This is a genomic window from Wolbachia endosymbiont of Encarsia formosa (assembly GCF_039540065.1).
GTDB lineage: Bacteria > Pseudomonadota > Alphaproteobacteria > Rickettsiales > Anaplasmataceae > Wolbachia.
The window spans coordinates 1,202,514-1,223,370 of the sequence record NZ_CP154278.1; the positions used below are offsets into that span (position 1 = coordinate 1,202,514).

Consider the following 20,857-nt stretch of genomic DNA (forward strand, 5'->3'; position numbering starts at 1 on the left):
GGAATTTCTACTCATGAAGGTTATGGCTTGGAAGATTACTGAAATTTTGAAAAATGTAGTCTACTTCTATATTCAAATATATCAAGCAGTAATTCAAAATTAGCTATTGTACCTTTTGCACTATTATATGCAAGGTTGAGCAATTCTCTGTCCTCATATAAATCAGCAAATTTAAACTCCATGCACCCTGATTGTTTTGTGCCTAGAATATCTCCGCTACCCCTCAGCATCATATCCTTTTCAGCAATATAAAATCCATCTTGTGACTCACACATAATCTTTAACTTTGAATACGAACTTTTACTGAGATTGTCATATAACAGTACACAAAAAGACGGTTTATCTCCTCGTCCTACTCTACCTCTTAACTGATGTAATTGCGATAACCCGAACTGCTCTGCATTCTCTATAATCATAATAGTTGCATCTGGCACATCTATACCAACTTCTATCACAGTGGTTGCAACAAGCAGAGAAAATTCATTCCTCTTGAAGGAAAACATCACTTGATCTTTCTGCTCTTGAGTTAGTTTTCCGTGTATTATTCCAACTATATCAAAAAATGTCTTTTGTAGTTCCTGAAAGCGCATTTCTGCTGCGGCAATATTGAGTTCTTCGTTTTCTTCTATATATGGACAAATCCAATATGCTTTTTCGCCTCTATTTATAGCATCTTTCAGTCTTTGAATAATATCTGATGCTTTTTTAACGTTCATAATAACGGTTTTTATTGGCAATCTAGATTTTGGTTTTTCCCTTAAAATAGAACATTCAATATCACCATACATAGCTTGCTGCAAGGTTCTTGGAATGGGAGTTGCAGTAACAAAAAGTATATCGGTATTTTCTCCTTTTCCTACCAACCGATTCCTCTGCATCACTCCAAATCGCTGTTGTTCGTCTATGACTGCGAGTCCTAAATTTTTAAATGTAACGTTGGCTTGAAATAATGCATGAGTACCAATTACTATATTTAAAATACCACTTGCAAGTTCGTTCATAATAATCTTTCTTTCCTTGCGCGCAGTTTTACTGGTAAGCAGAGCAACTTTTATATCAGTACAAGATAGAGCTTCTTCGATCCAATTATAATGTTGCTCAGCCAAGATAGTAGTTGGTGCCATTAAAGCTGCTTGCATGTTATTTTCTACCACATTCAGCATCGCAAAGAGTGCAACTACAGTTTTGCCACTGCCAACATCACCTTGAAGCAGGCTTACCATGCGGTATCTGGATTTTTGTCTTTCTGAGATTTCATCTATCGCTCGAATTTGATCATTTGTTAATTGGAACGGTAATCCATTCAAGACCTGCTCTTTGTATTTATTCAATATTATAAATTTCCTTCCTCCTTTTTTCACATGATTTTCCCTCGCAAGTTTTAGCGCCAGCTGATAGGCAAATAGCTCATCATAAGCAAGTCTTTCTCTGCAAACTTCTGCTTCTGCAAGTGAGCTCGGTCTGTGCAATCTTATGATGCTTTCTTTCCAACTCAGCCATTTTTTTTGCTTTATTAATGTCTCATTTATCCACTCTGGCAAATCAGGCAAATCTTTTAGATTAGAACTTATTATGTTTCTAATGCTCTTGTTAGTAATACCGCGACATAATTGGTAATTTGGCTCTATGCAGGCTATTTCTTTAAATTGATTGATATCAGACAACATGTAATCTGGGTGAGTAATTTGCCAATGTTCGGCAAACTTTTCAAGTTTACCACTGATGACTATATCTGTTCCAACTGGAAATAATTTATACAAATATTTAGCTGAGTAATTAAAAAAAACTATAAATAAATACTGACTTTCACTTTCAACGATTATTTTATATGGCCTACCTCTAACAGTGGGGCGCTGGTGCTCATACACTTTTGCCACAAAAGTTGTAAATTCTCCCACTTGAGCATCAGATAGTGATTTACTTCTATCCACATAACTGAGTGGCTTATAAAATAGCAGATCTACCACTCTGTCTCCACCGCAAAGTTTAGGCAAGATTGCGGAATGAAACTTAGGTATATTCTCCAGCCTGCTATTTAGAAAAATCTGATTGCTCATTGAGATTCATACATGTGTAAGACTGTTATAGAGCCTTACTAAAATCCTGTCACTCTATTATGACTGTCTATGTTAAGCATATTATTGACATATTAACTATTTTTATTTATTATTATACTATCAGAAATTCATATCAAAGTATTAACAATGAACAACTCTATACAGGAAAAAAATGAAAATCCAGTCGTTACACTAAAAGCTGAGGCAAAAAAGTTCGATTTTAGCAGGTTAAGGGCCGATAAAAATAATGAGTTAGCAACCACTGGAAAGCAGATGTACGACGATTTTCAAAGAATGAGATTTGTTATTAACAGCAAAAGTCTAGACGAAAATTTAATTGTTGCATTGATAAATGGAGTCGATCCAAATAATAATTTTGATGAAGTTTGGGATAGACATTATCAAGAGATACCTGGCAACAAAAAAACCGACCAATATAAAAAAACCGACCAATATAAAGAGGAGTTTGAAAGGTTTTACAATCTAGGTAAAGGGTACACTCATCTATTACCAAAAGAAGGAGATAAAAACGAGAATTATCACCCAATTGCAAAAGAAATTTTCAGGAAAATGTTTAGATATGCTGAGGCTCAAGTTCCAAGTGATCCTCTCTTAGAGGAACTGGTTACTAACTGTAACCAACTTGGTTATGATGGTAACTTGCCTTTTTATCTAGATATATCTGTGTTAAGAAGCTATAATCTTGTGAGCCAAGTTCCTAAGAAAACAATAAGTATTAACTGCACTGAATCAAGTTATACAAAAATTGAATCTAAAATGTCTATATCTGTATTAGACCCTAACAAGATAAGGGAATATGAAAACTCAAAAGATGCAGCTATAGCTACTATACAAAGTTCAATTGAATTTACACTTGAATCTCAAGATGGAAAAGATGGTGTGATATATAAAGATGGCAAATTGTCACTTACTGTGCCCCGAAAATTGAGAGATTACACAATTGATGACAGAAATCTATTTGATATCATTAAAGAATATTTCTACAAATTCTGCGAGAAGTTAGGATTTAAATTAAAAATAGAACATGATTTAGACGATTCAATCGAAGTGAATAGCCATCTGGAAAGTTTGCAGCCACCGATTCATAGCAATGAACACGAAAATACACCCTAATTAAAATATTTCAAAGCTTATTTGCATAGTCAGTTGTACTAGACACAACTTAATCTGACAGATCAAGTATAAACTATAGTATTTCCGAAAGTAAATGATAAAGATATAATAAGTTATTTGGGTTATAATGGCATATAGTGTGGATTTAAGGGAAAAGGCAGTATTGATGATAGAAAAAGAGGTAAGACGAAGATTGAGGTAGCAGAGCTTATGGAGATAGACTCTGTACCGCTGGTTAAAAAAGAAAGCTGCTGGTGAAAGCCTCAAGCCATCTAAAAACGGCAGCTTTATTCGAAAAATAGACCCAAAAATACTCAAAGAATATGTTACAAAGAATCCAGATCATACTCTGGCAGAGATGAAACGAAATCTTGGATTTGGAATACATTCAATTTGGTATAGACTAAAACAGCTAAGAATTACTTTAAAAAAAAGTCACACTATATCAAGAGCGCAATCAAGAAGATAGACAGCAATTTACCGATAAAATCTCAAAAATAGACCATTCTAGCACCTTATATATAGATGAAGCAGGAGTTGACAATAGATTATACCGAGAGTATGGGCGCGCTCCAAGAGGAAAGAAAATTTATGAAGATATTCCAGCGAGAGAGAATCAGTATAGTATCCGGGTGGATTGGAAAGAGATTTATTGCACCAATAACTTTTACTGGAGGTTGTAACAAAGAAGTATTTAATGCATGGTTAGAGCATTCCACAGTTACAACCTGGTACAACCATAGTTATGGATAATGCTACATTTCATAAGACTCCTACAACAAGGTCATTAATAGAATCTTTTGGCTGTCATTTGCTCTATCTTCCAACATATTCACCAGATTTGAATCCTCACTTTTACCCACAAATAAAAAAGTGAGTAAAATGGATACCAAATAAATTTGGGATTAAAATGAGTGAAGTAAGTACAAATGTGCAATATACTGATGGCTTAGGGGATAAATGGCTGGAAAGAGAGTTAAAACACGTTAATTTAGGAAATACAAGACTTAATAAGAGACTTATTAAAACAGGATATTGTATAGAGGGTAAGGCGTCTGGATCAATTAATCAAAGCTGTAGTGGATGGAAAGAAGCTAAGGGTGCATACAGATTATTTAGCAATGAAAAGCTTAAGGATAAGGAAATTTATTCTTCCCATTACAAAGAAACTATGGAGAGAATGAAAGGAAATCAGTTTGTTTTTTCAGTTCAAGATACAAGTTATTTGGATTTTGACTCTCATATAAAAACCAAGAGGCTAGGTAGTATTTCTAAAGCTTATACGAAGAATAAAATGGGTTTACTGTTGCACAGTGCCTTAATAGTCAGCAAAGGAAGGATTGCCTTTAGGTCTATCTTCTCAACAATGTTGGGCACGTTCTATTAGGGAAAAAGAAAAGGCACAAGAAAAAGCAAACAGGAAATACCGTACCTCCATAGAAGAAAAAGAAAGTTATAAGTGGATAACAGCTCTCAAAGAAAGCATAAACAACCTTCCTGCAAATGTACAACTTGTTACCCTTGGTGATAGAGAGGCAGATATCTTCAAATTTTTATGGATCACTGAGACATTAGGTAGTTTTTATGTAATCCGTAATCGAACTAATAGAAGATTTATCTGTACTGAAATTGGAAAAACAGATTTGCAAACACGCATCACTCAACTGCCAGTAAAGAAGAAAATTTCTCTATAAGTTAATAAAGATAGAAACCAAAGATCAAGGAAAGCTAATATTGAAGTTAAGTATATGAAAGGCTATATACCTATCAGATCTTCTTCAATTTATGGATCAAAAGACACAGTGCATAAAATAAGTGATAAAATCCCTGTATATGTGGTAAGTGCAAAAGAAACAAATCCTCCTGAAGGATTGGAAGCTATTGATTGGACTTTGCTGACTAATGTACCAGTTAATAGCACTTTAGATGCTATAGAAAGGATAAATTGGTATAAGCTAAGATGGAAAATTGAGGAGTATTTCAGGGTTTTAAAATCAGGATGTAAAATATAAAGCTCTCGTTTAACTAGAAAGGAAAGGCTACAGAAATTAATTGCTATAAAGAGCATTATTGCATTTAAAATTTTATATTTAACAAAAGTCGCTTTATCAAATCCCATGGAAACCTGTACTAAAATTTTAAGCAATGAAGAGTGGAAGGCCCTTTTCATACGTGAGCATAAAGTAGCTACATTGCCAGAAGAACCTCCAAAAATAAAACAAGCTATTATTTGGTTAGGAAAATTAGGTGGATTTATGAATAGAAAAAGTGATAATTTACCAGGGGCTATGACTCTATGGCGGGGCTATGAAAATCTTAAGGAGAGCATAGTTATGCTTCACATCATGACCTCTCAAAATTGTGGGTAAAAGTGAGATTTGAATCCAATAGAACACTGTTGGCATACCATCAAAAGCTGCCTCATACCTCTAATGTATAAATATACAGACTTACAACTTTTGGTTGGTAATGCCATAATGGAAATTTATCATTCATTTTAGAAAATACTATATTACAATTTTTTTTATATATTAATCGAGAAGAGTTCTAAAGAATTAACGTTTTGCTAGTTATTTTATACTAAAATAAGTATATATAAATAATGTAGGAGAATATTATGCGGTCTGATTTTAATTCATTTAACAAATACGGATATGTATCTGATGCAAATGGATTGTCTCACCAACAGACGGGAGTGTTGTATGATCTAGAAGGGTACAAATTTGCTGATGAAGATATGATGTACCAAATATGGTATTATTGGTGATAGTTTAAAAAAAATAACAAATCTGACTGGAGATACAGCAAAGAGTATAGCAGATTACCTTATTAAACCTGTTAGTGATCAGGTTGCAAAGCAAATCGTTGTTCCATTAGGAACGGAGATTATAAGTAAAATTGTCGTACCTATTACAAAGAAAGTTGCAGAACAAAATCAAGACATGATAAAAAAGCTAACATATAAACTCATGGTTCGCGTGGAAGATTTTGCTCGGTTACAAATAGAAAAATTAAAAGAAGACGTAAAGCAAGAGATAACATCAATACCAGGTAAAGTTTTAGAGAAGATAAAACCTTCTTCATGGCTTCCATGGAAAGCAGAAAGTTTGGATGAAGCTTATTCTGACACTTATGTACCAAATGATATAGATGAATTTGCATGGTAGAGCTTCAAGGTTTAGCAAAATGTTTTTTGGTTTATATTCGCTTGAGGTTAACATCATTGGCCTTAAGCCTTTTTTTTCTAAGGAACATAATGTCAAAATGTTAAATGGTCTTACCGCATATCTGCAAATTCTCCCTGTGAGCTCCAACTCTAGCGATTCTGTTTAAGTATACCAAAAAATAGTCATTTTGCTTGAATATTTGATATAATTTAGATCTATTAAAGCAAAAGCATGAATGAAGTAATAACATTTGGTTGTCGTCTAAATTTTTACGAGAGCGAATTAATCAAAGAAGCATTAAAAAAAGCAAAGAGAGAAAATGTTGTTGTGGTGCATAGCTGTGCAGTGACAAACGAAGCAGAACGCCAAGTGAAGCAAAAAATACGTAAGATCTATAAGAATGACCCAAGTAAAGAAATTATCGTAGTTGGCTGCGCTGTTCAATTAGATCCTAAATCATATAGTGATATTCCTGGTGTAAGTAAAGTGCTAGGTAATCAAGACAAGCTAAGAGCTGAAAATTATCTACTAAATAATGATGAAATCTTAGTCAGTGATAACAAAGCAGAACCTATTCTCATTAATGGATTTGAAGATAAATCAAGGGCATTTATTGAAATTCAAAATGGTTGTAATCATAGCTGCACATTTTGCTCAATTACTGAGGCAAGAGGAAATAATCGATCTGTACCAGTAAACAATATTATAGAGCAAATTAAGATTTTTATAGACAATGGATATCAAGAAGTAGTGTTTACAGGTGTTGATATTACTGACTTTGGTACAGATTTGTTTGGTAAGCAATCACTCAGTTCAATGATTAGAAGAGTTTTAAAGGATATACCACAGTTAAAGAGACTAAGACTTTCCTCTATTGATGTTGCTGAAGTTGATGATGAACTAATGGATTTAATAGCTAATGAGTCAAGACTTATGCCTCACTTACACTTGAGTCTACAGTCTGGTAATAATTTAATACTAAAGAGAATGAAACGTCGTCACAATAGAGAACAAGTGATAGAATTTTATCATAAAATGAAGAGCTTAAGACCTAATATAGCATTTGGCGCTGATATTATTGCTGGATTTCCAACAGAAACTGATGAAATGTTTCAGGATACAGTTGATTTACTGAAAAAAATAAATGTAGTTTATCTACATGCTTTTCCATATTCAGAGCGGAAAAACACACCTGCTGCACGGATGCCACAAATACCAGAGAATGTACGTAAAGAACGAGTAAAGCATCTAAGAGAAATAAATAAAGAAATGATGAGCAGTTTTTATCAATCTTTGCTCGGCACTGAGCAAAGCGTTTTGGTTGAGCAGAATAATATTGGTAGAACAGAAAATTTTGCATTAATAAAACTTACATCAAGAGTTCAAGCTAAAAGTATTGTGAAAGCTCATGTTAAAGGAATAGAAAATAATTGTTTAATTGGAAATATTATTTCTTAATTTTTGTACATTAAAGGAATATATGATATAGTAGTTATACTATAAGTGATAATTCATTTATGATAATTAGAATATCTATTGCTTTATTTTTCATCTTCATTCCGTGTGTCTATTTTTTTATTACTTATACCAGTAACAATACACACATTGAGCAAGTACAACCGTTAAAATTAGAAACAGATAATAATGAAAGTGTAATACGTTCTGAAGAGGTTGCTGAAAAAGAAATACCAATAAAATATCAAGAACTTAAAAGTAGTTCACCTTCTGTTTTCCAAGTAGCTAATCAGAAAAATATGTGGCCAAGTATTGCAGATCAAACTGAACCTACAAAGGAAAAATCAAAAAAACTTGATTTCTATGTTAGTGCTAACGGTGGTAAGATATGCCATGATAATTCAGAAACATTTGTAAAGGGTATAAAGGCAATAGGAAAAAGGTTTATTAATTTAATCAATACAGCTAATCCTAATCTTTCTTTGCAAGAAAAATTAGTATCAGTGTTCATCAAAGCGGGATTAGTGGATGAAATTCAGAGTATAGAGAAATTTAACGGCAAAATTGATTTCCAGTGGCTTAGGAGCGTATCTTTAGGTTACTATGCTGGGGAAAATGGCCGAGTTGATTTTGAAGCTATGTATTCTACAGCCAATATTGAAGATAGTAATTCTCCTCCGTTATTTGAGAAATCATCAAGCGTGTTTGCATTTTTATTAAACTTCTATTATAACTCCAGCATTCAAGATACACAATTTGCTTCGTATATTGGTCTTGGTATAGGGCCAACAGTTTTTAGATTAAAAAAGATTAATGGATCACCAGAAAATTCAATGCCACTGAATGTTCCTTGGTTTGCTTATCAAATAAAGCTTGGTGTTAATTATTTAATAATACCAGAAGTTAAAACCTTTTTTGGCTATCGTTACTTTAGTATCCCAATACCTATTGCAGATGATATATCCACTCATAGTATTGAAGTTGGTTTGATGTTTAATTTTTAGTAATAATATCTGTTCAAGGGCATCTTAAGCAAAAGTGGTCAGTGCTTGCCATTAGACTTCTTGGATAACTTAAGAAACAAGTAGTAGAAGCAATATTAGGGAAGGTATAAATTTTGAGCAGGTAAGTAAACTTGATGAAGAGAAGCTTCGAAGACTAAGAGGAGTAAAAAGAAAAACATTGGAAAAATAATAGAAATTTTAATAGAGGAAGAGGCAAGAAAAATGCAAGAGGAGGAAAACCAAATAAACAATGCATGTTTGTTAATAGCACTAGGCTCTGTGGAATTTACTATGAGGCTGCATATAGAGTATCAAAGTACTCATTAAGTAATGAGTTAGATGATATTGATATTAGCAGCTATAGCATGCTTGTAACAACTAATTCTGTACATTAGGAGCACCATGGCAGTGTTTGTATTTATGCCCGGAATGACAAGGGCACTTGTCATTTCTTGAAACTTTGGTAAAATTATCTTTTTTAGTAGGGTATAATCTGTTGCTTATCTCTTGGTTATTTACCAACTTAAAGTGCGCTAGGCGATAAATGGTTAGCTCTTTCCATTTTTCAAGCATCGACTCAAACATTAAGAAAGATTCGCGTTTAAATTCATTTAATGGGTCTTTTTGCCCCATGGCACGCAAATTTATGCTTTGTCTTAGGCTTTCCAAAACCGAGAGGTGTTCCCTCCATAAATGATCAAGTGTCATGATCATCACTTGTTTCACTATCGTATTCCACAAATCTGTAGTTTGTTGACTATTGAAATATTTTTCTTTCTCAGTAAAAAATTCTTGTATCTTGTCATTTATATAATCCAAGGCTTCTTGTTTATTCAAAAACTCTGCTAGATTAAGCGTTATTCCGTATCTTATGTGGAATTCTTTTGCAATATCTTCAACATAATCTTCGTAATAACCACTTTGTACTATACCTTCTATTATATCCTCATTTACTTCACTATATACTTCAACTAAATCATTGATTTCATTGTTTAAAATATGATTTCTCTGCTTAAAAATAACTTTACGTTGATTGTTGATTACATCATCAAACTTTAGCAAAGACTTCCGCACATCATAATTTCTAACTTCAACTTTCTTCTGTGCTTTTTCAAGTGCTTTATTAATCCATGGATGATGAATAGCCTCGTTGTTCTTTAGTCCCACTCTTTGCAAAAAATTCCTCATTCTATCAGAACCAAATATCCTCATTAAATCATCTTCAAGTGATAGAAAGAACTTAGAAAGTCCAGGGTCACCTTGGCGGCCAGAACGTCCACGTAATTGATCATCTATTCTCCTGCTTTCATGCCTTTCGGTTCCAATAACACATAAGCCACCAGCTTTTATAGCAATTTCCTTATCTTTTTTTACTCTTTCGACTATTTCTTGATATTTTTTTTCTCTTTCATCAGCATTTTTTATTTTCTCGAGCTCTATTTTTGCAATCATTTCAACATTTCCACCAAGCTGAATATCAGTTCCACGTCCTGCCATGTTTGTTGCTATAGTAATGCTGCCTGGTATTCCAGCTTGAGCTATTATATACGCTTCTTGTTCATGATAACGAGCATTCAATACTGAATGCTTAAGGGAATGGCTTTTCAAAAGATCGGAAAGTTTTTCAGAATTTTCAATACTCACAGTGCCAACAAGTGCTGGTTGAAGACGTTTGTGACATTCCTCTATAAACTTCAATACAGCACTAAATTTTTCTTTTTCTGTGCCATAAATTTCATCATCAACATCTATTCTTTTAACAGGCACATTAGTTGGAATTTTTACTACATTTAATCTATATATATCACGAAATTCTTCTGCCTCTGTTGCTGCTGTTCCTGTCATACCAGAAAGTTTGTTGTACATACGAAAGTAGTTCTGAAATGTGACTGATGCTAAAGTTTGACTTTCATGCTGAATTTCAAGATTCTCCTTTGCCTCCAGTGCCTGGTGAAGACCATCAGAATATCTCCTACCTTCCATCATGCGCCCAGTAAACTCATCAATAATTACCACCTTACCGTTTTTCACTATATAATCTTTATCAGCAGTAAACATCTTATGTGCACGAAGTGCTTGATCTATATAATGAGTCAGTATAATATTGCTAGTATCATAGAGCGAGGAATTTTCAGGAATGAGGTTATACGATTTTAGTAATTCCTCCACTCGTGAAATGCCATTTTCAGTGAGAAACACTGATCTACTCTTTTCATCGACTTCATAGTCAGAATCAACTAATTTGATTACTATTTTATTGATATGCTTATATATCTGATTATTTTCCTCAAGTGTGCCAGAAATAATGAGCGGAGTACGCGCTTCATCAATCAGTATAGAGTCTACTTCGTCTACTATCGCGTAATTGAAGCCTCTCTGAACCATATCTTCTTGAGAAAATTTCATATTATCTCGTAGATAATCAAAGGCAAGTTCATTATTTGTTGAGTATACGATATCTGCGCTATAAGCCTTTTTTCTCTCGTCGTCTGTCAAATTATTTGTAATAAATGCAACAGAAACTCCAAGAGAATTATATAATTTACTCATCCACTCTGTATCTCGTTTTGCAAGATAGTCGTTAACAGTTACGACGTGCACACCTTTTCCTTCTAAAGTATTTAGATACGCAGCTAAAGTTGCGACGAGTGTCTTTCCTTCTCCTGTTTTCATTTCTGATATCATGCCATTATGGAGAACCATGCCACCAATTAGCTGAACGTCGAAATGCCTCATGTTAAGGAATCTCCGTGATGCTTCTCGTACAACCGCAAATGCAGGTACGAGAAGGTCATTTAGTGTTTTTCCATTTTTCAGTTCTTGTTTTAATTCCGCAGTTTTACTAGCAAGATCCTCATCAGATAAGCTCTGCATTTCTTGCTCTAGCGCATTAATCTGCTGAGCAATTTTTCTGAAGGATTTTATTATCTTCTTGTTCGTTGATCCAAATATCCTTTTTATAAAAAAAAGTGACAACGTAAAGATGAAGAATATAAGAATAGTTGTTAAAACTAACGTAGAGTCTGGCATAAACTTAGGTAAAGTTTTATTTAATATGAGATTATATTACTAAACGTAACCTGCGGCAATTAGATTCAGAAAATCTTTATTTACAAACTAAGGAAAAGATTCTTGCAGATGAAATGTAAAAGAGTCTATTTATTTTATTAAATATTATAATTAATAATTAAACTTTTTTGATAAATTATTAAAATAGTGTTAAGCTACATGTATAAAACGGTTAGTGGAGTTACAATGTTAAGCAATATTATAAAAGTAAAATTAGAGAAAAATAGTTGTCCTTTTGAAGAATCAGAAGAATTTTTTGCTTCATTAAAATTTAGTACAAAAGGGTTTAAAGATTCTTCAATAAAATTAGTTTGCCAAAGATGGGAAGATTTCACCTTAATTCTACCAAGAGAAGCAGTACCTAATTCTTTCGCTTTGAAGCTTTTATCTTTGCTTAGCAAGGGAAATGAGCTGGCTTTACCTATTATATTAAAATACCTTTCTTGCAGAACTGTATTTAAAGATTTTGGTCAAAAACTACAGGCTAAAATGGATCAAGATATAAAAGAACAAAACGATTCTAAAATTTCTCAGGAGATTGAGTTATGCAAAAAAGACATTTTAAACGTTCTAAATGGTGGTCGATCATTATTAGATAATCAATTACGGGAACGTTATATAGCATACTATTCATTAATGGATAGTGAGGTTAAAGAATTAAAGATTAAGATTTCAAAAGAACTAGAAGATTATACTAGCAATATTAACGTTAATAAAATGTATCAAAGCCTTAATAATAAAATAAAAAAAATAGGGCTTTGTGAGATAAGAGGAATCGCTGCATTGTGTACTTGTGGTTTTACTGCATTTTTTATGTTACTTTTGGCTCCGCTCATAGCACTATTTGTATGTGCCGCTAAACAAGGAAGTATAGGTTATTTACATGCTCTTATGTATACAGCATCTCCATTTTTGGTTGTTGCAGCATTAGCGCTAACAGTAGCAGGTGTAGCTTACTTAACAAGTTATTGCCTAAAGCATAGTTTTACAAAAGAAATACAAAATTATATAGAGTAACCAATAAAATGTATGGATAAGGCAACTAATAATAAAGAATTAGACAATTTTCCTTCTGACAATTATGAAAAAGTACAACCTTCAGCATCGCTTGAGGAACTACTACCTTCATACGAGGAATCGTGTTCATCACCACCGTCATACGAAGAACGTGTCACAGTAGTTTAGGTAATATTCAACCATCTAATCCAATACAGCAAAATAAGTTGTTGCGGTGAAGATATAAAGAGAACAAGCAAAATTACAAATGTAATTTTGCTTCCTTTATCATGACTTAGAACATGCAGCAACATGACGATTTGTCTATACTTTATCAAGTATATTAATGGGTAAATGAATTTTAATACAATCTTATTATACTTATAAATACGTTATATGTGAGAAGATATGGAAGATTTTATAACTGCAAGAAGGAAAGATGATGCTGTGATATCTGTTTGTCAGGATAATGAGAAAAAGAACGTATTAATCTTGGGACTCAATCAAGCTGCAAGGAATTTATTAAAATGTGAGGAAGAGAATTTACTTAATAAGCCGTTAATCAATATTTTAAGTAAAAGAGCAGCTGAAGATATGAAAAGCTATTTGGAGTATACTGAAGATGGGCGCGATTTGCCAGATATATTGCCAAAAGTGATAGGCTTTTCTTTAATCGACGCTAAAGGAGAAGATATAAAAACAAAGGTAAAAGTTTTTCGCACAACGCAATTTACTAATAGCAAGATTAATTATGAGCTATTGATACGTGACATTAGCCTGTTTCATAAGCTAGCAATGTTTAGGGATAAATATCTGATGGGTAAGAAATATAAAAAACACAACTTGTTTGATATACCAGACAATGATTCAACGATTTTGGAGTTATATGTCATATTGGATTTTGCCTTTGAATATCAAATTAATGCAGTTATAGGAATAATATGCTTCAATAATAAATTTAATGAGATAAACGATGCATTGAGTATGATCACAGAGCATTTTTATAAAAATTGCCGTAGTGATGATTTTCTAGGATTTATTGATGAGAATAAGGTGCTTTTTATTTTGATTAACTGTGATGCAAAGAACACATCTAAAATAATTAGTCGTATATATTCTACCATTAATAAGCAGTTACTAAAGCGAAAGTTACCAAGTATATCAATTATTTATGGAAATATAATTCAAAAACATAGTGTGAAGAATGCTTAAACGCTTTTGTCATTAATTGGTTTGTAGTATCTAAGTTCTACACAATATAAGAATTGTTTTTTATCTCTATTAAGCTTATATTAAAAATTTAAGCTTAACTATGAGGTTACTGATCAAACTATTTTCATTATTATTCGTGGTAGAGAGTGTCAATGCTAGGGTAATTCTGGATAAGGAGATGTTTTATGCAGAACTAGATGGAAAAATAGATTTAAGATTTGGCTACGCTTTCAACAGAGATTCTTTTAGCTCTACAAAAGACAAGACCTCAAGTTATTCAGACCTGCGCTTTCTTTATTTGCAGCAAGTTTATCCCAATACGCAAATGGGGTTTAATGTTAAGGCAGGAGTTTCTGCTATTGCAAACCTAAAAGAATTAGACATAGAAAAATTAGAAATGGAGAAGTGCTATTTTATCATAAAGAACCAGGAGTTTGGATCAGTTGAATATGGTAAAGGAAGTTTAGTTAGTCAGAGTATGTTAGTTAACACTTCAAAAATTTACACAGCTGCTGGAGGAATAAATGGTCATTGGACAGATTATGCAAATTTGCGCGGTAATAAAAAAAAAGATGATGGTTCTGGGTATGATAAGGATAAGGTATTTTGGGTCAAGCCTAATATTTATAGCGACTATAATAGACTAGAACTAAAGTTAAAACAACCAACGTTAAACTATATCTCTCCTAAAATCTATAACTTTCAACTTGGATTTAGTTATGTTCCAGGTAAAAATAATTTACAATATAACAATCTAATAGCCTCTGGTCTTTCGTATGAAAATGGCCTATCAGATGATATAAGTTTTACTACTGCCTTGGCTGGTGAGTTTGCAAGGGAAAATTTAACTGACTGCTCGGATGGTACTTCTCAAAATTATGAATGCCGTAATCAATTACTACACTGGAATTTTGGATTGAAGCTAAAACTTTTTGAACTTGATTGCATTTTTTCGTACGGTAATGGCGGTAAATCTGGTGAGAAGCGTAGTCCTGAAACAAATAATATGCATTATGTAAATGCAGGTGTTGCTTATCATTCTGATTCTCGTAAAGTGAGCTTAACATATTTTAATAGTGTTAGGTATATTGCAGGTAAAGGTACAAACGAATTCACATCACAGGCTTTCAGTCTTGAATATCCATTAGCTCTTGGAACTTCATACTACTTCGATATTATAAAATTTAGTACTCAGGAACCTGTAGTAAAAGATAACAACTACGGGTATGTGCTTTTGGCCGGATTGAAGCTAAGTTTTTAGTGAAGTAACTGGTATGTAAGTATTGTAGTAATGAGAGTAAAATTGAGTTGTTAATATATGTGCTATTTGATATTATAAAAATAACTATTACATAAGATTTTCAATAAAAAGACATTCTGTTACTAATCCAAGTGTAGAAGAAAACGGTTATTAATTAGCAAACCAAGCCCTTCAGTAAGCACATCTCTTCAGGTGCTTTTTTTTCTTTTTTATATATAAAAAAATTAGATAGTATTGTGAGTGCGGTTTTTTCTGTGTTCTGATGCTTTTCAATTCTATAGCTTTTGTATTGAATTTCCTTTTTTTACTACTATTTCTCTATATTGTTGTAAGAAAGAACAGAAAATTTAGTGAGAATCTTGAGAAGAATTTACTTAAAGTAGAACATGAACTTCAAGATGCAAAACAGTCTTTAGTAGATAAAAATAAGGAAATAGTTGATTTGAAAGTGAGGAACGCAGAACTTGAAGTAATTCTTCAAAAAGAGCGTGAAGAAAAGAAAAAGGAAATAGAATTACTAACAAAAGCAGAGGAGAGGCTTACGAACACTTTTAAAGCACTTTCTCTTGATGCTCTTCAGGTAAACAATAATAATTTTCTGAACTTAGCAAAAGAAGTGATCGATAATAAGCTAAAAGAAACAGAAAGTGACTTCAAAAAAAGGCAAGCAACGATCAACGAAGTTATCACTCCAATAAAAGAAAAATTAGAAAAATTCGACAGTGAAATACGTGAGCTAGAGAAAGAGAGGGTAGGGGCCTACGAAGGTTTAAGGGAGCAAATTGGAGCATTAATGAACCAAACTTCTAGCCTTGCTAACGCCTTGAGGAAACCTCACATTAGAGGTAAGTGGGGTGAAATGCAGCTCAAAAGAGTGATAGAGATGGCGGGAATGATTGAATATTGCGATTTTTTTACTCAAGCCTCAGTGATTGATAAAAACGAGGACAATTTGTTGCGTCCTGATTTAATAGTAAAAATGCCATCAGGAAAGCAAATAATAATAGATGCTAAAGTACCACTTGATTCTTACATGGATGCTATGTCGCAAAATGATTTACAGATACAAAAGGAAAAATTGAAGAATCATTCTCTGGCAATAAAAAAACATATAAATGATCTAGGCAGAAAGGAATATTGGAACCAATTTGAAAATACGCCAGAGTTTGTGGTGCTTTTTTTAACAGGAGAAGGGGTTTTCAGCGCAGCACTAGAATGTGAACCAGCTTTGATAGAAATTGGAATAGAAAAAAAAGTAATTATTGCAACACCAATCACTTTAATTGCGCTACTTAGGGCAGTAGCCTATGGATGGAAGCAAGAGATGATAGCTGAAAATGCAAAGAAAATAAGTGAACTAGGCCATATTTTATATGAGCGAATCTGCACAATGGGCGAAAATTTTGATAATTTACGCAGAAGCTTAAAAAGTGCTGTTGATCATTACAATAAAACTGCTGGTTCGCTTGAGGTAAGAGTGTTTCCTGCTGCCCGAGAATTCAATAAGCTTGGTATACATGCAAAAAATAAAGAACTCACTGCTGCAAAAGAGTTGGAATCTTTACCACGCAGTTTACATGCTGAGAGGTTGAAAGTAGATTAGTATTTCAGGTCTCCTTAACTTACATTTGCTGATTAAAACAACTTTCTAAAAATTTTTTTTATATAGCTCAATTCCTGCACATCATTTGCTGCATAAACAGGTATAGTTTTTTGCTCAGTACCAGGTATTTCTACAAAAATTTTGCCCACTTCTTGACCTTTTTTAATTGGTGCGGGTACCATATCTTTATACTCAATACGCACTTTAATTTTATCATGTAATCTGCGGTTATAAGTTATGGTAACATCGTTTGCAACTGTAACGGGCACCTTTTTATCTTTTCCATAAACAATATTTATTTCTTCAACTACGCTATCCTTAGCAAATATTTTCTGGGTATTAAAATGATTTAAGGAATATTGTATTAGTCTTTTTGCTTCCTCTATTCGCTCTTTCTCGGTGTCCAAACCATTCACAACAGCAAAAATTCTCCTATCGTTCCGTTTTGCAGATACTATAATTCCATAACCACCAGCACTCGTATGACCTGTCTTTAGACCATCAACTCCAATATCATGGAAAAGTAAAAGATTTTTATTTTTTTGTACAATATCGTTATATGTCAAATATTGTTCAGAGAATAGATCATAGTATTCAGGAAAATCGGTGAAAATTCTTTTTGCCAGTGTTACCAAGTCTTTTGCGCTCATAAAATGGTTTTCATCTGGCCATCCACTTGAGTTAACAAAATGACTATCATTAAGATTCAAATCTTGTGCAACTTCATTCATTTCAGCAACAAAATTCTCTTCTGATCCTGCGATACCCTCGGCTAGCACTATGCATGCATCATTACCTGAGGCAATTGTAATTCCTTCAAGCAGTTCTTTTAAAGTAACAAATTGACCTTCTTTCAAAAACATAGAAGAGCCTTTCCTTTCCCATGCTTTTCTACTTACTCGAAATTTATCTTCCATTTTTATTATTCCAGCTTTTAGATAATCGAAGGCCACATATAAAGTCATTAACTTGCTCATTGAAGATGGGGCCATTTTTTCACTGGAATTATGGTCAAAAATGAAAGAGTCTGAAGCTAAATCTAAAACAACTGCTTGCTTTGCTTTAGTTCTAAACTGATATGAGTACGAATTAAAAGGGAGTATAAAAATTAATAGCAAAGTTACTAATTTGCTTAACATATTTATAATTTTAAATTTATAATGTGCTAAACTAATAGTATGATTTTGCACGAGCATTTCAATAGATCTCTTGCATAAAACTTCCTTGACAAACTGCGCCAGCCCCCTTATTATAACAATAAGAGTATTTATCCTTGTTTTCGATCCGCGCGGGTTCAACAACAAAAATTCAGTAAAAAACTCAGATATTTATTGGCAAATTACATAAAAATTATAGCGGCTGCATGTCTTTTTTATTTTTTCTACATTCAGCCAAAACGCGCTTATTTTAAGCGTTAGCACATTATTACAGCGCCAATTTACATTATTATAGGGTCAAAACTCGTTACACGGGGATTTTTTTGCCTTTTTTTCGCTTGGTAAATTTATTAATATTTGAGGTGTCATCCCAGTGCTTGACACTGGAATCCAGGAAAGTTTAGCTTATGAGCAAGCAAACTAGCATAGAAAGTGGTTGCAACATTTTCGGTGAGATTTCAGAAAGGCTAGATTCCAGTGTCAAGCACTGGAATGACACCCTCTTGGATGGAGGACAGTGTCAGCTACTTTCATGACACCATTTGCTGTCTTCAAAAATTTACAATTATGCTTCATGTGTTTTATTAAATATTTTACTTAAAAATTTAATTTCTTATTATAAGAGATAAGCAATTCATGAATAATGAAAGATTACAAAAAAGGTCATAGAAAGCGCCTAAGAGAGAGAATTATTTTAGATAACGGACAATCATTGCTTGATTATGAGATTTTAGAACACATTTTATATTCAGCATATAGTAGAATCGATGTAAAGCCAGTAGCAAAGAGTTTGATAGAAAATTTGGGAAGTTTAAATAAAGTTTTTAATGCCGATTTAGAAGCACTGCAGAATATTGAAGGAGTTAATAATGCAGCCATATCTGCTATATTTTGTGTGAAACAGGCTTTTGTTCGTTCTGCGCGAGAAGAAATAAAGGACTTACCTATAATCAATAATTGGAAAAAATTGCTTGATTATTTAAAAGCAAGTATAGGAAGCCTTAATAAAGAAAATTTTCGCGTTATCTATATGAATAAAAGATATCGTCTAATAGCAGAAGATCTACAAAACTTTGGTACAATAGATCAAACTCCGCTTTATGTTAGAGAGATCATAAAGCGCGCTCTTTTGATTGGCTCAACATCGATTGTAATATCCCACAATCACCCAAGTGGAGATATACAACCTTCAAGTAGCGATATGTTTCTCACCAGACAGCTTGCAGAAGCTTGCAAAAGCATAGGAATAGAATTAATAGATCATATTATTATCACGTTTAGTAGCTATTTTAGTTTCAAGGAAAATAGGCTTTTATTAGAGTAGATCTAAAATTACTTTTGCCATTTTTCTTATTATGGAAGTAAAGCTATACATGAGGTGGTTGCCAGTGGAACAAAAATTTTCCTTCTGGAAGACAATGTGTGATTTAGGTAGTGGCAAATTGAAAGAAATACATGGTATTTGCCACTATTAGAAATCTCCTGTTTTGATAAGACTTATGAGGTCTTTGTTGGTTTTTTGAATTTTGTTGAAGCACTCACATGCTTACTCTAATATTTTGTTCACAGAGCCTAGTTAGCTCAATTTCAAAGTTAATTTGTGAAGCTCTGAGTTCTGTTAGGGGATTTTCTGGTTGAATATCTAGCTTATTCTGTATGTTCGGTAAACAAATTAAAGCCGAATCAAAAATTTCATCATACTGCTCTGCTTCATGTGCGCAATTGATTATTTCTTCGAATTCTTCCACATCTTGCGGAGTATATTTTAATATTGCTCTTATTTGGTTTAGGTTTTGACGAATTTTTTCCTGATATCCAGCAATTCTCTCTTGATATATATCAATCATTTTTTGACATGCGTTGCCTCTAAATGGATGTTCTTTTTTCTCTTTTATGTAAGAACTTTGAAAATCTTTACAGTTAAGAATTGATTCTCTATGTTTTTTATGTCATTAATTATGCTGATTGTTGACTTACTGATTTCCCTTAAGCTTTCTTTCTGTTCTTTTTTTTCAACAGCATGATTTTTTATCTGGCTCATTTTATCATACAGATTTCTGCATTCTTTATAGGATGCCAGCGGTTGTAGTATTCCTTCCTCTACACCTTGATTATAAAAATTTTTTAACTCATCGCTTGATAGTATTCGTATAGCATCTTCCCTTTTACCTTGTGATTTAGGATACTTTTTGTTCAGTGAACTAATATAATTTAATAGGAAACTCTTAGTTAAATCTTCCTTTTTAACTTCTGATAATTTTTCTAGTGTTTCTATATATTTCAAAGTTTCCGCAAAAAGCTGCGCACCAGATGTAGCAAATCCTGGCAGTGGTTTGCTCTGCGCCTTATAAAAATCGGTTTGTAAAAAATCTTCGGCTTGTTTTTTTATTACTGAAAGTTCATTGAAGGCTTTTTCTGGATTGATTTTTTTTAAAATACTAGTAGCTTTTTTAATCGCTCTTTCTCTCTTTTTATTATCTTGTTTTTCATTTAATATCAGATGTTCAGTTTTGGTAAAAGCATCACCTTGATCACTCTTTGCAATGTTACAAACGATGTTTTTTACAACTTTTTCAGTTGCTGCATAATCTATTTCTTTTGCAAAGCAGTCAACAAATGATTGCCAAACTTTTTTATTAGCAAGCTTACTTGTTTTATTTTCAAAATCTTATATATCTTTGAATCCTAAAATAGTATAGAGATTTTTTTCAATTATTGGTTCAGCATGTTGTTTTGCCACTT

22 protein-coding genes are annotated in these 20,857 nt (G+C 32.9%); 17 read left to right on the forward strand and 5 right to left on the reverse strand.

The window, feature by feature from the left end; translation table 11 throughout:
• Window positions 1–35 precede the first annotated feature (35 nt).
• A complete protein-coding gene (recG, locus tag AAE962_RS06505; RefSeq protein ID WP_410543831.1) occupies window positions 36–2,057 on the reverse strand; it encodes an ATP-dependent DNA helicase RecG in 2,022 nt (673 codons plus the stop codon).
• Between the two features lie 147 nt (window positions 2,058–2,204).
• Between recG and AAE962_RS06510 the strand changes: the two genes are divergently transcribed.
• From AAE962_RS06510 to AAE962_RS06550, 11 genes are all read left to right on the forward strand, one after another.
• Window positions 2,205–3,191: a hypothetical protein gene (locus tag AAE962_RS06510; RefSeq protein WP_343289029.1), complete on the forward strand. Its 987-nt coding sequence runs from the start codon at window positions 2,205–2,207 to the stop codon at window positions 3,189–3,191.
• 223 nt (window positions 3,192–3,414) lie between these two features.
• A complete protein-coding gene (locus tag AAE962_RS06810) occupies window positions 3,415–3,660 on the forward strand; it encodes an IS630 transposase-related protein (RefSeq protein WP_143689951.1) in 246 nt (81 codons plus the stop codon).
• Window positions 3,661–3,728: 68 nt separating this feature from the next.
• Window positions 3,729–3,944 carry a hypothetical protein gene (locus AAE962_RS06515; RefSeq protein ID WP_343289030.1) on the forward strand — a complete coding sequence of 72 codons (216 nt, stop codon included), beginning with the start codon at window positions 3,729–3,731 and terminating at the stop codon, window positions 3,942–3,944.
• Window positions 3,937–4,068 (forward strand): transposase, encoded by a 132-nt coding sequence (locus AAE962_RS06815; RefSeq protein WP_410543832.1) that lies wholly within the window; start codon window positions 3,937–3,939, stop codon window positions 4,066–4,068. The genes AAE962_RS06515 and AAE962_RS06815 overlap by 8 nt, the downstream gene beginning before the upstream one ends.
• A 33-nt stretch (window positions 4,069–4,101) precedes the next feature.
• Window positions 4,102–4,578, forward strand: coding sequence for a transposase DNA-binding-containing protein (locus tag AAE962_RS06520; RefSeq protein ID WP_343288676.1), 477 nt, complete (start codon window positions 4,102–4,104; stop codon window positions 4,576–4,578).
• A complete protein-coding gene (locus AAE962_RS06525; RefSeq protein WP_343288677.1) occupies window positions 4,532–4,885 on the forward strand; it encodes a hypothetical protein in 354 nt (117 codons plus the stop codon). The genes AAE962_RS06520 and AAE962_RS06525 overlap by 47 nt, the downstream gene beginning before the upstream one ends.
• 54 nt (window positions 4,886–4,939) lie before the next feature.
• Window positions 4,940–5,203: a hypothetical protein gene (locus AAE962_RS06530; RefSeq protein WP_343288678.1), complete on the forward strand. Its 264-nt coding sequence runs from the start codon at window positions 4,940–4,942 to the stop codon at window positions 5,201–5,203.
• Window positions 5,204–5,308: 105 nt separating this feature from the next.
• On the forward strand, window positions 5,309–5,560 hold the full coding sequence (locus AAE962_RS06535) for an IS4 family transposase (RefSeq protein WP_343288679.1): 252 nt from the start codon (window positions 5,309–5,311) through the stop codon (window positions 5,558–5,560).
• A gap of 573 nt (window positions 5,561–6,133) precedes the next feature.
• A complete protein-coding gene (locus tag AAE962_RS06540) occupies window positions 6,134–6,358 on the forward strand; it encodes a hypothetical protein (protein WP_343289031.1) in 225 nt (74 codons plus the stop codon).
• Between the two features lie 231 nt (window positions 6,359–6,589).
• Window positions 6,590–7,816, forward strand: a complete 1,227-nt coding sequence (mtaB, locus tag AAE962_RS06545) for a tRNA (N(6)-L-threonylcarbamoyladenosine(37)-C(2))-methylthiotransferase MtaB (protein ID WP_343289032.1) — start codon at window positions 6,590–6,592, stop codon at window positions 7,814–7,816.
• 59 nt (window positions 7,817–7,875) lie between these two features.
• Window positions 7,876–8,817, forward strand: a complete 942-nt coding sequence (locus AAE962_RS06550) for a P44/Msp2 family outer membrane protein (RefSeq protein ID WP_343289033.1) — start codon at window positions 7,876–7,878, stop codon at window positions 8,815–8,817.
• 378 nt (window positions 8,818–9,195) lie between these two features.
• On the opposite strand, the gene secA is transcribed toward AAE962_RS06550, so the two are convergent.
• Complete coding sequence (secA, locus tag AAE962_RS06555; RefSeq protein ID WP_343289034.1) at window positions 9,196–11,847, reverse strand: preprotein translocase subunit SecA; 2,652 nt, start codon at window positions 11,845–11,847, stop codon at window positions 9,196–9,198.
• Between the two features lie 225 nt (window positions 11,848–12,072).
• On the opposite strand from secA, the gene AAE962_RS06560 reads away from it, so the two are divergent.
• The 5 genes from AAE962_RS06560 to rmuC all read left to right on the forward strand — a co-directional run bounded on the left by AAE962_RS06560 (window position 12,073) and on the right by rmuC (window position 16,958).
• Window positions 12,073–12,903, forward strand: coding sequence for a hypothetical protein (locus AAE962_RS06560; RefSeq protein WP_343289035.1), 831 nt, complete (start codon window positions 12,073–12,075; stop codon window positions 12,901–12,903).
• Window positions 12,904–12,915: 12 nt separating this feature from the next.
• Window positions 12,916–13,071: a hypothetical protein gene (locus AAE962_RS06565; RefSeq protein WP_343289036.1), complete on the forward strand. Its 156-nt coding sequence runs from the start codon at window positions 12,916–12,918 to the stop codon at window positions 13,069–13,071.
• Window positions 13,072–13,290: 219 nt separating this feature from the next.
• A complete protein-coding gene (locus AAE962_RS06570) occupies window positions 13,291–14,094 on the forward strand; it encodes a hypothetical protein (protein ID WP_343289037.1) in 804 nt (267 codons plus the stop codon).
• 100 nt (window positions 14,095–14,194) lie between these two features.
• Window positions 14,195–15,355 (forward strand): porin, encoded by a 1,161-nt coding sequence (locus AAE962_RS06575; RefSeq protein ID WP_343289038.1) that lies wholly within the window; start codon window positions 14,195–14,197, stop codon window positions 15,353–15,355.
• A 262-nt stretch (window positions 15,356–15,617) separates the two neighbouring features.
• The gene (rmuC, locus tag AAE962_RS06580) at window positions 15,618–16,958 is read left to right on the forward strand and encodes a DNA recombination protein RmuC (protein ID WP_343289039.1); all 1,341 of its coding nucleotides are present in this window, start codon (window positions 15,618–15,620) and stop codon (window positions 16,956–16,958) included.
• Between the two features lie 32 nt (window positions 16,959–16,990).
• On the opposite strand, the gene AAE962_RS06585 is transcribed toward rmuC, so the two are convergent.
• Entirely contained in the window at window positions 16,991–18,097 is a 1,107-nt protein-coding gene (locus tag AAE962_RS06585; RefSeq protein ID WP_343289595.1) for a D-alanyl-D-alanine carboxypeptidase family protein, read from the reverse strand.
• 661 nt (window positions 18,098–18,758) lie between these two features.
• Between AAE962_RS06585 and radC the strand changes: the two genes are divergently transcribed.
• Complete coding sequence (gene radC, locus AAE962_RS06590; RefSeq protein WP_343289040.1) at window positions 18,759–19,439, forward strand: RadC family protein; 681 nt, start codon at window positions 18,759–18,761, stop codon at window positions 19,437–19,439.
• A 214-nt stretch (window positions 19,440–19,653) separates the two neighbouring features.
• Here the strand turns inward: radC and AAE962_RS06595 are convergent, their stop codons facing one another.
• Together AAE962_RS06595 and AAE962_RS06600 are read right to left on the reverse strand one after the other, a co-directional pair.
• Window positions 19,654–19,962 (reverse strand): hypothetical protein, encoded by a 309-nt coding sequence (locus AAE962_RS06595; RefSeq protein WP_343289041.1) that lies wholly within the window; start codon window positions 19,960–19,962, stop codon window positions 19,654–19,656.
• Between the two features lie 44 nt (window positions 19,963–20,006).
• On the reverse strand, window positions 20,007–20,399 hold the full coding sequence (locus AAE962_RS06600; protein ID WP_343289042.1) for a hypothetical protein: 393 nt from the start codon (window positions 20,397–20,399) through the stop codon (window positions 20,007–20,009).
• Window positions 20,400–20,857: the final 458 nt, after the last annotated feature.